Raw genomic sequence first — 13,921 nt, forward strand, 5'->3', positions numbered from 1 at the left:
TCCGGGCCGTCCGGCCACGACATCCTCAACGGTCCACTCTCTCACCCGTCCCGGAAGGGCCGGTGCTTTCCGCTGCGGTGTCCGGTGTCCCGTCACTCGGCTGCACCGGGCCGCCCGTGGCGGTTCGGGCGCCCGACTCCTCGCCGGGACGGCTCTCGGAATCCTGCGCGGTCTCGACGTCGTCGGCTGCCGGGTCCGTTCCGTCGGCGCCGTGGTCCTCGGCTCCCCGGGCCGCGGCGCGCTTGCGCTGGGTGTACATCCGGAAGCCGGCCAGCACCAGCAGCAGGACGCCGCCGCCGATGACGAGCATCACGGTGGCCGTGATCTCGGTGACCTTCACGTCGAAGGTGACCGGTGCGCCGTACGCCCTGCCGTCCTCGGTGTACAACTGCGCGACGACCGCCGCCTGGCCGTTGGCGTTGGCGGAGGTGGTGAACTTCACCGTCGTGCTGTGCCCGCCGGAGACCGCGATGGGCCGCTCGTCGTAGGCCTTGCCGTCGATCTCGAGACGGGTCGGATTGGTCGAGGTGAGCCGCAGCACCAGGTGGTCGACACCCTGGACGAGGTTGTTCTGCACGGTCACCGGGATGGTGGCGCTGCGCCCGGAGAGCTTCAGCTCCGACTTCTCGATCAGTTTGACCTGGCCGGCGAGCGTGGCGAGGTAGGCCTGGAGACCTTGGCGGAAGCTGCTCGCCGCGGTGGTCCGGCCCCGCCAGGAGGTGGCCATCTCACGGTTGACGGCCCGCCCGAAGGGAGTCACCACCCGGGACTCGTTGGTCAGGATCACCTTGAAGTTGTCGAGCCGGTCCTGTGTGGTCGCGATGTCCACGAAGGCCGACCGCGACAGCTCCCGCTTGGCGAGCGAGGTGGGGTACGCCGATCGCGGCGGCACCTTCGTCGTGGCACCCGGGTCGGGCTTGGCGGTGGCGGCCGCCGTGAGCTGCTGAGCCTGCGACCACGTTCCACCCTGCAGGGCGGTGACCGCTTCGGCCATCGCCTGGGCCTGGGCCGCGGTCGGCATGCGCTGAGGGGCCACGACGATGCTGCGCTGCTTGTCGGACTGGAGATTCAGCGCCAAGCTCTGCGCCAGGAACTCCTGCACGGCGAGCGCGGACGCGGAGGCCGTCGTCAGGTCTCCCTGGAACGCCTGTGACAGCCGGGCGTCCGCCACCACCGCGGTGGTGCCGCCGCCGATGGGACGGGCCGCGGAGGGCGTGTACGACAGGCCGCCGTTCTCCGTCAGGCTGTCACTGCGCGCGATCACCTTGTCGGCGCCCGCGGAGGTGGCGACCTTGACGATCGACGGGTCCACGGCACCCTCGACCGGCCAGGCGAAGTCGGTGCTGGGAGTCACGTGGAGGATGGTCTCCACCGTGCTGGCGGCGACGTCCGTGGCTGCCTTGAGCTGACTCAGGGAGCCGGTGACGCTGGTGCCGCTGTGTGCGAGGGAGGCCAGGTCGGGGTCGGCGTAGGGCAGGGCGACGACCTGCTTGCCCTGCACGGCCTCCTGCAGCTCGGCGAGCCACTGACTGGCGACGGCCTGGTGCTTGCCGGGCGTGGTGGTGTCGCCGGCGAGGACGTCGTACTGCTCGGTCATGGCGCTGACGGAGGCCAGCAGGTCCGGGTCGATCACCCAGGTGACATCGAGGGCCCTGCCCAGGCTCAGGAGCTGGTCGAGGCGGCCGCCGGGCGAGATCTCCGCGGCGAGATCCTCGTTGAGGAAGACCGGCGTCTGCTGTTCGTCGGACCCGGTCTCGGCTGTCATGTGGACGTTGGAGACCAGCGGCCACAGCATCGTCGTACGGGTCCTGCTGTCGGCCTGGTCGGGCTGCCACGGCAGGAACGTCCGCTGGATGCCGAGCATCCGTTCCCACGGCTTCGCGGACGTCTCACCCGAGAGGGAGACACTCAGGGGATACACACCGTCCGCCCCGAGGTCGAGCTCGTCCACGGGTACGGAGATGCTGAACTGCTGGGCGACCCCGGGAGCGAGCTTGGCGAACTCGGCGACGTACTTGTCGCCCACCTCGGATCCGGTGACGCTCGACAGGTCGTCGGGCCGCTTGGCGGTGCTGTCGATCGCCGAGCGGGTCGTCAGAGCGGACCCCAGGCGCAGGTCGACGTAGGCGTCCGTGACGGCCTGCTTGCCTTTGTTGGTCACCGTGCCGGACACGGTCAGTGTGTCGCCCTCGGTGGGAACGCTGGGGGTGAGTGAATCGACGGCGACGGCGACCGTACCGGTGTCGGAGGCCGCCTTGGCGGAGGTCTGTCCGGCGGCCGACGCCGCGGACGCGGGCAGCTGGAGCAGGCCGGCCAGCAGAGGCGCTCCCGCGAGCAGTGCTCCGGTGCGCCGCAGCCACCGGCGGGCAGGTGAGGGAGTCGTCCCCGGGAAGTCTGCCGCCTCGGCCACGCGCTCGTCCGTCCCTCGTCGTCGTCAGTGGTCGTCGGTATGTGCGTCCACGCATGGTAACGATGCCCGCTGAGGGTAAGTGCCGCGGTCCGCTCCACAAGATCAGCTGCGACCGGTCACGTGTCCTCTATCGGTATGTACGAGGAGAGACAGGTTTATGTGACACGGAAGAAGGCGATTGCGACGCTTTTGAGCGAGGTGGCTGTCCTCTTTATAGGGGCGCCCGTGTCGCGCCGGGCCACGTACCCTCTTCTGTTGTGCCGAACGCCAACGAAGACAACCTCAGTGCCCTGAGTCAGGTGCAGCATCGCGCGGTCAGTGAGCTGCTGCGGGTGGCTCCTGTCGCCGACGACCTCGCCCGCCGTTTCCGGGAAGCGGGGTTCTCACTCGCCCTGGTCGGAGGCTCTGTCAGGGACGCGCTGCTCGGCCGACTCGGCAACGATCTCGACTTCACGACGGACGCTCGCCCCGAGGACGTGCTGAAGATCGTCCGTCCCTGGGCGGACGCCGTGTGGGAGGTCGGGATCGCCTTCGGCACGGTGGGCGCGCAGAAGGACGCCCGCGTCGGAGATGTCGATCGAAGCTTCCAGATCGAAGTGACCACCTACCGGTCGGAGGCCTACGACCGCACGTCCCGCAAGCCCGAGGTGTCGTACGGCGACTCCATCGAGCAGGACCTGGTGCGGCGGGACTTCACGGTGAACGCGATGGCCGTGGCACTCCCGGAGAAGGAGTTCATCGACCCGCACGGCGGCCTCCGGGATCTCGCCGCGCGAGTGCTGCGCACCCCGGGCACGCCGGAAGAGTCCTTCTCGGACGATCCGCTGCGGATGATGCGCGCGGCCCGTTTCGCCGCCCAGCTCGACTTCGAGGTGGCCCCGGAGGTCATCACGGCGATGACCGAGATGGCCGGCCGGCTTGAGATCGTCTCGGCCGAGCGGGTGCGGGACGAGTTGAACAAGCTGATCCTTTCCACGTATCCCCGCAAGGGCCTGACTCTGCTGGTCGACACCGGGCTCGCCGAGTACGTGCTGCCGGAGTTGCCCGCCCTGCGGTTGGAGAGCGACGAACACCACCGTCACAAGGACGTCTACGAGCACACGCTGATCGTCCTGGAACAGGCGATCGCGCTGGAGGAGGAGGGCCCCGACCTCACCCTCCGTCTGGCAGCGCTGTTGCACGACATCGGCAAGCCGCGAACCCGCCGGTTCGAGAAGGACGGTCGGGTCTCCTTCCACCACCACGAGGTGGTCGGCGCGAAGATGACCAAGAAGCGCATGACCGCACTGAAGTACTCCAACGAACTGGTGAAGGACGTCTCGCGCCTGGTCGAACTGCACCTGCGCTTCCACGGCTACGGCACCGGTGAATGGACGGACTCCGCCGTCCGCCGGTACGTACGGGACGCCGGGCCGCTTCTCGAGCGTCTCCACAAGCTGACCCGATCCGACTGCACGACGCGCAACAAGCGCAGGGCGGCAGCGCTCTCGCGTGCGTACGACGGATTGGAGGAGCGCATCGACGAGCTGAAGGAACAGGAAGAGCTGGACGCGATCCGTCCGGACCTCGACGGCAACCAGATCATGGAGATCCTTGGTGTCGGCCCCAGCCCTGCCGTGGGCAAGGCCTACAAATACCTGCTCGAACTCCGTCTGGAGAACGGTCCGATGGAGTACGACGCAGCGGTGACGGCGCTCCAGGAGTGGTGGGCCAAGGAAGCCTGAGATGTGCGGCAGGGGCATGTTTCACGTGAAACACGCCCCTGCCCGGATGCACTGAGGGGCGGTGTTTCACGTGAAACACCGCCCCTCCTCCGTGACTGCCTTACTTCGAGTAGTCCTTCAGGCAGAGCAGGAAGTTACTGCCGTCACCGGTCTCGGTGTACGTGTACTGGAAGTCCTTGGCCTCCGTCGCGCACTTGGTCTCGGCGCTGACCTGAGAGAAGTCGCCCTTGACCTTGGCCAGCACCACGTACTGGGCCTTCGACGAGCTGCACTCGACGACCTCGAGATCGGGGTCGTTGTCGTTGGTGCTGCCGCGGTGCATGCAGTCGCCGATCGCCGCGGTGTTGGCATCGTCCCGGCTCGATATGAAGGCGGCGATGCCCGCGCCGATGACGACCAGGACGATCACGATGGTCTTGATCAGCTTGAAGCTGACCTTGCGGCTGGGCGGCGCCGGGGGGACCGCGCCGTAGGGGGCTGCAGGCTGCTGCGGGAAGCCGGGCTGCGGCGGGTACGGAGCCTGCCCCTGCGGCTGGCCGTAGGGCTGCTGGCCCTGCTGCGCGAACGGATTCTGGCCCTGGGGCGGCGGAGTCGTCACTGGGGGTCCCCCTAGAGAACATAGATGTGCGACGCGTGTGAGACGCGAGATAAGACGCACGTAAATTACCGGCCACCACTGACAACGCTGTACCCCAGGGGAGGTCTGTGGCATTGATGTGACACTTACTGGCGTTCAAATCTGGCCATAGCGACAGAAACAGATCCGTAGATAACGGCGACCGTGACCACCAGGACCGCGGAACGCCCGTCCGGCGGCAACATCAGGGCGGCCACTCCGGCAGCGCCCACGAACGCGACGTTGAACAGCACGTCGTAGAGGGAGAAGACGCGGCCGCGGAAGCCGTCTTCCACGGAGAACTGGACGATGGTGTCGGTGGCGATCTTCGCGCCCTGGGTGACGAGCCCCAGGACGAAGGCCGCGACGAACGCGGTGGCTTCGGCGAACGGAAGCATCAGCGCGAGTTCCAGCACGGCGGCCACGGCCGAGCAGACGACGATCCAGCGGCCCGGTCCCAGCTGCCCGGTGGCGGACGGTGTCACCACGGCCGCCACGAAGAAGCCCACGCCCGCGATGCCCACCGCCAGCCCCAGCAGGGCCAGGCCCTCCTCCGGGTCGGAGGACCAGGCGTAGCGGCAGAGCATCAGTGTCATGACGGTCAGGGCGCCGTAGCAGAACCGCATCAGCGTGATCGCGCCGAGCGCCCAGGCGGCCTGGCGGCGGTCCGGCTCGGCGAGGTGCCGCAGACCGGCCGTCAGACCGCGGGCCGTTCCGCGGAGGGTGGCCATGAGGCGGGGCGGGATCCCGTCCCGTTCGGGGCCCAGCAGATCGACCGCCAGGCGCAGGGACACCAGGGCGGCGCACAGGTACAGCGCTGAGCCCAGCAGGACGACGGCGGCGTCGGAGTCGGCGGCCAGCAGCCGGACCATGAAGGCGAGCCCTCCGCCGGCGGTCGCGGCGAGCGTGCCCGCCGTCGGTGAGAGGGAATTGGCGATGACCAGGCGCTCGGTGTCGACCACGCGCGGCAGCGCCGCCGACAGACCGGCGAGGACGAAGCGGTTGACCGCGGTGACGCAGAGAGCGGAGGCGTAGAAGAGCCAGTCGGGAACGCCGCTGACGATCAGGGCGGCCGTGACCGAGGACAGCAGGGCCCGTAGGAGGTTGCCGTAGAGGAACACCTGGCGGCGGCGCCAGCGGTCCAGCAGGACACCGGCGAAGGGGCCGACCAGGGAGTACGGGAGGAGCAACACGGCCATCGCGGAGGCGATCGCGGTGGCCGAGGTCTGTTTCTCCGGGGAGAAGACGACGTAGGCCGCGAGGGCGACCTGGTAGACGCCGTCAGCGCACTGGGAGAGGAGCCGCACTGCGAGCAGACGCCGGAAGTTCCCGAAACGCAGCAGGACGCGCAGATCGCGGACGACGGCCATGGGGGACAGCCTCACATACGGCGAAGCCCCCGGATCACATGACCCGGGGGCCCTCGTCAGCCCTGGCAGGAGCAAATTTCAGCGCTGCCGGACGCAGCGCGGTGTGCCGTACCGAGCCGACGCGCGGCCCCTGGAGGCGTCCGCGCGCCGTGCTCGCTCGAATCAGCGCTCGACTTCGCCGCGGATGAACTTCTCGACGTTCTCGTAGGCCTCGTCGTCGAAGTACTGGACCGGCGGGGACTTCATGAAGTAGCTCGACGCCGACAGGATCGGGCCGCCGATGCCGCGGTCCTTGGCGATCTTCGCGGCGCGCAGGGCGTCGATGATGACACCCGCGGAGTTCGGGGAGTCCCAGACCTCGAGCTTGTACTCCAGGTTCAGCGGGACGTCACCGAAGGCACGGCCCTCGAGACGGACGTACGCCCACTTGCGGTCGTCGAGCCAGGCCACGTAGTCCGAGGGACCGATGTGGACGTTCTTCTCGCCCATGTCGCGGTCGGGGATCTGCGAGGTGACGGCCTGCGTCTTCGAGATCTTCTTGGACTCGAGGCGGTCGCGCTCCAGCATGTTCTTGAAGTCCATGTTGCCGCCGACGTTGAGCTGCATGGTGCGCTCGAGCCGGACGCCGCGGTCCTCGAACAGCTTCGCCATCACACGGTGCGTGATGGTGGCGCCGACCTGGGACTTGATGTCGTCACCGACGATCGGCACGCCGGCCTCGGTGAACTTGTCCGCCCACTCCTTGGTGCCGGCGATGAAGACCGGGAGGGCGTTGACGAAGGCGACCTTGGCGTCGATGGCGCACTGGGCGTAGAACTTCGCCGCGTCCTCGGAACCGACGGGCAGGTAGCAGACGAGGACGTCGACCTGGCGGTCCCTGAGGATCTGGACGACGTCGACCGGCGCCTCGGCGGACTCCTCGATGGTCTCGCGGTAGTACTTACCGAGACCGTCTAGGGTGTGGCCGCGCTGGACCGTGACGCCCTTGTTCGGGACGTCGCAGATCTTGATGGTGTTGTTCTCGCTGGCACCGATGGCGTCCGAGAGGTCGAGGCCGACCTTCTTCGCGTCGACGTCGAAGGCGGCGACGAACTCGACGTCGCCGACGTGGTAGTCCCCGAACTGCACGTGCATCAGGCCCGGGACCTTGGACGCCGGGTCGGCGTCCTTGTAGTACTCGACGCCCTGCACCAGCGACGCCGCGCAGTTGCCCACGCCGACGATGGCTACGCGAACCGAACCCATTCCGGTTGCTCCCTGTGTGTACGAGTGAGGCCCTGAGTGGGCTCTCACGTGGCGGTTTCGCCGGGCGTATCCGTCCCGGGGGTCTCCCCGGGACGGGGCAGGCCGCCCGTCGATCCAGATGTGGTGTTCTGCTGAGCGGATCCCCCGGGACCGGACCCCTTCAGGTCCCGTCCGGCCCGCTCGCTCTCGATGAGCTCGTTCAGCCAGCGCACTTCGCGCTCCACGGACTCCATTCCGTGGCGCTGGAGCTCAAGCGTGTAGTCGTCGAGGCGCTCCCTGGTGCGCGCCAGGGAGGCGCGCATCTTCTCGAGGCGCTCCTCCAGGCGGCTGCGACGGCCCTCCAGGACGCGCATGCGCACATCGCGGGAGGTCTGGCCGAAGAAGGCGAAGCGAGCGGCGAAGGTCTCGTCCTCGTACGCGTCCGGGCCCGTCTGGGAGAGAAGTTCCTCGAAGTGCTCCTTACCTTCTGCCGTCAGCCGGTAGACGATCTTGGCGCGGCGTCCGGTGAGCGGAGCGGCCAGGGCATCCTCCGGGCTGTTTCCCGCTTCTTCGATCAACCAGCCGTTGGCGACGAGCGTCTTGAGGCAGGGGTAGAGGGTTCCGTAGCTGAAGGCACGGAACACGCCCAGTGAGGTGTTGAGACGTTTGCGCAGCTCATAGCCGTGCATCGGGGACTCGCGGAGCAGCCCGAGGACGGCGAACTCGAGGATTCCGGAACGCCGGCTCATCGTCGCCTCCTCTCTCCCGCGCCCCGTGGAGACGGGCCCGCTGACGGTCTTATGCCGTGCTGATGTATCGACTCGATACATCAGCACGATAGAACGGCCCCGCGACCGGGACAAGGGGGGCGAGAGTGAACGGGATCACATCACGGATTCATTGCGGGCAAGTTGCCTGGTTTGAGATGAACTTCGGAGCTGGACGGGTTTTGAGGGTGCGTAGTCTGTGCGCCATGCAAATCACCGGGACTCGCGAGACGTCGGGGGGCGTCGAGTTCCCCGGTGCGGTACGGGTGAATGCGCCAGCGACCCCATCCGTACTTCGGGGGGACAGGAAACCAGCCGCCGTTTCCAGGCGCGCACGGATGCGCCTGCCCGAGGAGTAGTCGTTCGATGAGCGAGCACCGTCGCAAACCGCCGCAGCCGCAGGAAGGCGGACGTGCCGCGACCCGACGCGGCCAGTCCGGCTCGTCCTCCGGCCGCCGTGCGGCACCGCGAGGCGCCACCGGGTCTCCTTCCGACTCGTACGGGTCGGGTTTCCACGGGCCGGGAGGCGAGGACCCGTCGTCCGGCGGCCGCGCCGACGCCCGGCGCGCGGGTGGCCGGCGCAGAGCCGCCGAGCCGACAGGAGGCCGCCGAGGCGGACCGTCCGGCCCTCCGAGCCGGGGTAGAGGGCGTTCGGCACCCGCCAAGAAACGCCTGATCGACTATCCGCGCGCCGACAAGTACGGCTGGCGGCGCTGGGTGCCGTCCTGGAAGCTCGTCACGGGCCTGTTCGTCGGCTTCATGGGCAGCCTGGTCGCCGTGGCGGGCGTCGGGTACGCCATGGTCGGCATCCCGAAGGTCGACGAGACGGCCACCGCGCAGAACAACGTCTACTACTGGAGCGACGGCACCCAGATGGTTGCCACCGGTGGTGAGACGAACCGCCAGATCATCGATCTCTCACAGATCCCCGAGGCGATGCGCTGGGCGGTGATCTCGCAGGAGAACAAGACGTTCTACGACGACAGCGGCATCGACCCCAAGGGCATCGCGCGCGCGGTGTTCAACATGGCGCGGGGCGGGCAGACCCAGGGTGGCTCCACCATCACCCAGCAGTACGTCAAGAACGCCATGCTGAACGACCAGTCCCAGACGATCTCCCGGAAGTTCAAGGAGATCTTCGTGTCGATAAAGGTCGGCGCGGAGCAGGACAAGGACGACATCATCGAGGGCTATCTGAACTCGGCGTACTACGGGCGCAACGCCTACGGCATCCAGGCCGCCGCCCGCGCGTACTTCGACAAGGACGCCATCAAGCTCAACGAGGGCGAGTGCGCCTTCCTCGCCGCCACGCTGAAGGGCGCCACTTACTACGACCCCGCCGGCGCCACCTCCATCGACGCGGCCGCGACGCCGGAGGCCAACCGCAGGCGGGCTCAGGCCCAGATGCAGGACACCCTCGACAAGATGGTCGAGTACGGCCACCTGGACGCCGCGAAGCGGGCCCAGTTCCCCACCCTGCCCAAACTGGAGAACCCGCGGTCCAACACCCAGCTGAGCGGTCAGACCGGCTACCTCGTCGACCTCGCCAACGGCTACGTGATCACCCACAGCAAGGAAACGGGGATCACCCAGGACAAGCTCCAGCAGGGTGGCTACTCGATCTACACGACCTTCGACAGGAAGAAGGTCGAGCAGCTGGAGAAGGCCGTCTCCGCGGTCCAGAAGGACAACATCAAGCCGAAGGAACGCCCCGACACGGACACCCACGTCCAGTTCGGCGGAGCCTCCGTGGACCCGGCCACCGGCGCCATCCGGGCGATCTACGGCGGCGAGGACGCGACCAAGCACTTCACCAACAACGCCGACCAGACCGGTTCCCAGGTGGGCTCCACGTTCAAGCCGTTCGTCCTCGCGGCAGCGATGACCTGGGGCGTCCGCGACAAGGACCTGGGTTCGTCGCAGGCCCAGGACGAGCGCACCATCGTCTCGCCCGAGAGCCTGTTCAGCGGCAAGAACAAGCTCAAGATCAAGAACTACGACGGGACGATCTGGAAGAACGAGAAGGGTGAGGAGTGGCTGCAGACCAACGACGGCCAGGCCTCCCACGGCAGCCCGCCCAACTACAAGATCGACCTGCGGGAGGCGATGCGCGAGTCGGTGAACTCCGCCTTCGTCCAGCTGGGCATGGACGTCGGCCTGGACAAGGTGAAGGAAGCCGCGGAGAGAGCCGGTATCAAGGAGAGCAGCCTCACCGGCGCCGACTTCCCGTCGTTCTCGATCGGAATCTCCGACCCGAGCGCGATCCGGATGGCCGGCTCCTACGCCACCTTCGCGGCCAGCGGCAAGCAGCGCGACCCCTACTCGGTCCAGAAGGTCACGAGCCAGGACGGCGTGATCTACACGCACAAGACCGAGACGAAGGAGGGGTTCACCTCCGAGGTCGCCGACAACGTCACGGACATCCTGAAGACCGTGGTCGAGAAGGGAACGGGTACCGCCGCGCAGTTGCCCGGCCGTGAAGTGGCCGGCAAGACCGGCACCACCGACGGCAACAAGTCGGCCTGGTTCGTCGGCTACACGCCGCAGCTGTCGACCGCGATCACCATGTTCCGGTACGACGACGACGAGACCAAGAAGAACCGCACGTTCCTGGAGATGTTCGGAACCGGTGGCCAGAAGAAGATCCACGGTGCCTCGTTCCCGGCGGAGATCTGGCACGACTACATGGCCGAGGCCATGAAGAACCTGCCGAAGAAGAGCTTCCCGGCACCCCGGCCCATCGGTGAGGTCCTCAACGAGGACCCGATCCCGTCGCCCAGCCCGTCGGTCACGGAGAGCGAAGAGGCGAGCCCCTCGCCGTCTCCGACCCCCTCGAAAACGCAACAGCCTGAGCCATCGCCCTCCCCGAGCGACACCTGCAACAACTTCTTCGGTTGCGACAACAACTCGGGTGGCGCGAACGGCGGGGGCAACACCGACGGCGGCACCGGCACGACGAGCCCCTCACCCTCACCCAGCGACACCGGGGACGTCACCAAAGGCAACAGCAACGGCGGCTTCTTCGGAGGATCGAGCGGATAGCCGGGCAATCGCCCCACCCATGCGTTTCACGTGAAACACGCGGATGTTTCACGTGAAACGAGGGCCGCCTCACCGGACCAGGTGAGGCGGCCCTCGGCGTTTTCCTGGGTCCGTACGGCAGGATGTGGGCCATGCCCAGTGCAGAATCGACGCCAGTGCGCGTGCGCGAGCCTGATCCGGTGCAGCCGACCATGAACGACGAGGTGGCCGCGGCCGGCAGTGAGCTGATCGGCGGCCCCTTGGGGCGGCGAGCCGTGACGGGGACGTCCTGGCTGTCGCCTGTACGGGTGGTCGCGCTCGCGGCCATCGGGATGTTCGTCCTCGGTCTGATCCAGAAGGCACCCTGTTACAACGGCGGCTGGTTTTTCGGCGCTGTCTCCCAGTACACGCACGCGTGCTACTCGGACATCCCGCACCTGTACCAGGGGCGTGGTTTCGCCGACGGACTCGTGCCGTACTTCGACAAGCTCCCCGGCGACATGCAGTACCTCGAATATCCGGTCCTCACCGGAGTGTTCATGGAGGTGGCCGCCTGGCTCACGCCGGGCAGCGGCAGTGCCCAGCACCAGGGCCAGTGGTACTGGATGGTCAACGCCGGGATGCTGATGGCGTGCGCGGCCGTCATCGCCGTCTGTGTGACCCGGACGCATGCCCGGCGTCCCTGGGACGGCCTGCTGGTGGCCCTGGCACCCGCGTTCGCGCTCACCGCCACCATCAACTGGGACCTCCTGGCGGTCGCTCTGACGGCCGCGGCCATGCTGATGTGGTCACGCGGACGAGCGCTGGCGTTCGGCGTCCTGCTGGGGCTCGCCACCGCCGCCAAGCTCTACCCCGTCTTCCTTCTGGGTCCGCTGTTCGTCCTGTGCTGGCGAGCGGGGAAGTGGCGGGACTTCGGCACGGCCCTGGGGGGCGCGGTCGTCGCCTGGCTGGTGGTGAACCTGCCGGTGATGCTCTTCGCCTTCGAAGGCTGGTCGAAGTTCTACACGTTCAGCCAGGAACGAGGAGTCGACTTCGGGTCGTTCTGGCTGATCCTGGCCCAGAACTCCAGCGACCCCCTCACCACCGACAGCGTCAACACGCTCGCCACGATTCTGGTCGTGGCGTGCGGACTGGGGATCGGGGCGCTGACGCTGACGGCTCCGCGGCGCCCCCGCTTCGCCCAGCTGGCCTTCCTGATCGTGGCGGCCTTCATCCTCACCAACAAGGTCTACTCGCCGCAGTACGTCCTGTGGCTCGTGCCGCTGGCCGTGCTGGCCCGCCCCAAGTGGCGGGACTTCCTGATCTGGCAGGCCTGCGAGGTGGCGTACTTCCTCGGCATCTGGCTGTACCTCGCCTACACCACCAGCGGAGACGCCCACAAGGGACTGCCGACCGACGGCTATCACTGGGCCATCGGTGTCCACCTGCTGGGAACGCTCTACCTGTGCGTGATGGTGGTGCGGGACATCCTGATGCCCGAGCGGGACGTGGTCCGCCAGGCCGGGGACGACGATCCCTCGGGCGGTGTGCTCGACGGCGCGGAGGACGTCTTCGTCCTGAGGACGACGGCGCGTCCCGCCCGGCACGCGGACCACTTCGAGGGGCCGCAGGTGGAATGGGGCAAGCGGGACACCGTCGACGGTTCGCCCTGAGCGAACGCACCGGAGGAGCCCGACGGACCACGTGAAAGGCCGTACACGGAAGTCCCGTGTACGGCCTTGCGTCGTTGCTGCGATCCTCAGCGGTCCACGATGCGGTCGAACTGCGTGGTGGTGTGACGCAGATGAGCCACCAGCTCGTCGCCGACCGTCGGCTCCGGCGCGTCCGACGGGACGAACAGGATGGACACCTGCATGTGCGGCGGCTCGGCGAACCATCGCTGCTTGCCGCCCCAGACGAACGGCGAGAGGTTCCGGTTCACCGTGGCCAGGCCGGCGCGTGCGACGCCCTTGGCGCGCGGCATGACGCCGTGCAGGGCCTTGGGGGCCTCCAGGCCCACCCCGTGCGACGTACCGCCCGCCACGACCACCAGGAAGCCGTCGGAGGCCGCCCTCTGCTGCCGGTAGCCGAACCGGTCTCCCTTGGCGACACGCGTGACGTCCAGGACGGCGCCGCGGTACTCGGTGGCCTCGTGGTCACCCAGCCACAGCCGTGTGCCGATGCGGGCACGGAAGCGGGTCTGTGGGAACTGCTGCTGCAGACGGCTGAGTTCGTCGGCCTTCAGGTGGCTCACGAACATCGTGTGCAGCGGCAGCCGGGCCGCGCGCAGCCGGTCCATCCAGCCGATGACCTCCTCGACGGCGTCCGAGCCGTCGGTGCGGTCCAGCGGCAGGTGGATGGCGAAGCCCTCCAGGCGGACGTTCTCTATGGCGGCGTGCAGTTGCGGCAGATCCTGCTCGCTGATGCCGTGCCGCTTCATCGAGGACATCACCTCGATCACCACGCGCGCGCCCACGAGGCCGTAGACACCGTCGATCGACGACACCGACCGCACGACCCGGTCCGGCAGCGGGACGGGCTCCTCACCGCGCCGGTACGGCGTCAACACCAGCAGGTCACCGCCGAAGAAGTCCTTGATGCGCGCGGCTTCGTAGGTCGTACCGACGGCGAGGATGTCCGAACCCAGCCGCGTGGCCTCCTCCGCCAGCCGCTCGTGCCCGAAGCCGTAGCCGTTGCCCTTGCAGACCGGGACGAGTCCCGGGAACTGCTCCTGCACGTGCTTGTGGTGCGCCCGCCAGCGCGCGGTGTCGACGTAGAGCGTGAGCGCCATGGCCGGACCTGGAACCTTT

Annotated in this window: 9 protein-coding genes; 3 read left to right on the forward strand and 6 right to left on the reverse strand. The window is 68.0% G+C overall.

Annotation, left to right across the window (positions count from 1 at the left end):
- Nucleotides 1–25 precede the first annotated feature (25 nt).
- A complete protein-coding gene (locus ACF09K_RS10320) occupies nt 26–2,410 on the reverse strand; it encodes a DUF6049 family protein (RefSeq protein ID WP_392242190.1) in 2,385 nt (794 codons plus the stop codon).
- Nucleotides 2,411–2,667: 257 nt separating this feature from the next.
- Between ACF09K_RS10320 and ACF09K_RS10325 the strand changes: the two genes are divergently transcribed.
- A complete protein-coding gene (locus tag ACF09K_RS10325; protein ID WP_392242192.1) occupies nt 2,668–4,134 on the forward strand; it encodes a CCA tRNA nucleotidyltransferase in 1,467 nt (488 codons plus the stop codon).
- 100 nt (nt 4,135–4,234) lie between these two features.
- Here ACF09K_RS10325 and ACF09K_RS10330 read toward each other — a convergent pair whose 3' ends face one another.
- From ACF09K_RS10330 to ACF09K_RS10345, 4 genes are all read right to left on the reverse strand, one after another.
- Nucleotides 4,235–4,732, reverse strand: a complete 498-nt coding sequence (locus tag ACF09K_RS10330) for a hypothetical protein (RefSeq protein ID WP_392242193.1) — start codon at nt 4,730–4,732, stop codon at nt 4,235–4,237.
- Nucleotides 4,733–4,857: 125 nt separating this feature from the next.
- Entirely contained in the window at nt 4,858–6,120 is a 1,263-nt protein-coding gene (locus ACF09K_RS10335; RefSeq protein ID WP_392242194.1) for an MFS transporter, read from the reverse strand.
- A gap of 162 nt (nt 6,121–6,282) precedes the next feature.
- Nucleotides 6,283–7,365 carry an inositol-3-phosphate synthase gene (locus tag ACF09K_RS10340; protein WP_392242196.1) on the reverse strand — a complete coding sequence of 361 codons (1,083 nt, stop codon included), beginning with the start codon at nt 7,363–7,365 and terminating at the stop codon, nt 6,283–6,285.
- Between the two features lie 44 nt (nt 7,366–7,409).
- The gene (locus tag ACF09K_RS10345) at nt 7,410–8,093 is read right to left on the reverse strand and encodes a helix-turn-helix transcriptional regulator (protein ID WP_392242198.1); all 684 of its coding nucleotides are present in this window, start codon (nt 8,091–8,093) and stop codon (nt 7,410–7,412) included.
- A gap of 384 nt (nt 8,094–8,477) precedes the next feature.
- On the opposite strand from ACF09K_RS10345, the gene ACF09K_RS10350 reads away from it, so the two are divergent.
- Both ACF09K_RS10350 and ACF09K_RS10355 read left to right on the forward strand, forming a co-directional pair.
- Nucleotides 8,478–11,153: a transglycosylase domain-containing protein gene (locus ACF09K_RS10350; protein WP_392242200.1), complete on the forward strand. Its 2,676-nt coding sequence runs from the start codon at nt 8,478–8,480 to the stop codon at nt 11,151–11,153.
- Between the two features lie 131 nt (nt 11,154–11,284).
- On the forward strand, nt 11,285–12,784 hold the full coding sequence (locus ACF09K_RS10355) for a glycosyltransferase family 87 protein (RefSeq protein ID WP_392242201.1): 1,500 nt from the start codon (nt 11,285–11,287) through the stop codon (nt 12,782–12,784).
- Between the two features lie 86 nt (nt 12,785–12,870).
- Here the strand turns inward: ACF09K_RS10355 and ACF09K_RS10360 are convergent, their stop codons facing one another.
- On the reverse strand, nt 12,871–13,902 hold the full coding sequence (locus ACF09K_RS10360) for an alanine racemase (protein WP_363092319.1): 1,032 nt from the start codon (nt 13,900–13,902) through the stop codon (nt 12,871–12,873).
- Nucleotides 13,903–13,921 lie beyond the last annotated feature (19 nt).

This window comes from Streptomyces sp. NPDC014882 (assembly GCF_043081325.1).
GTDB lineage: Bacteria > Actinomycetota > Actinomycetes > Streptomycetales > Streptomycetaceae > Streptomyces.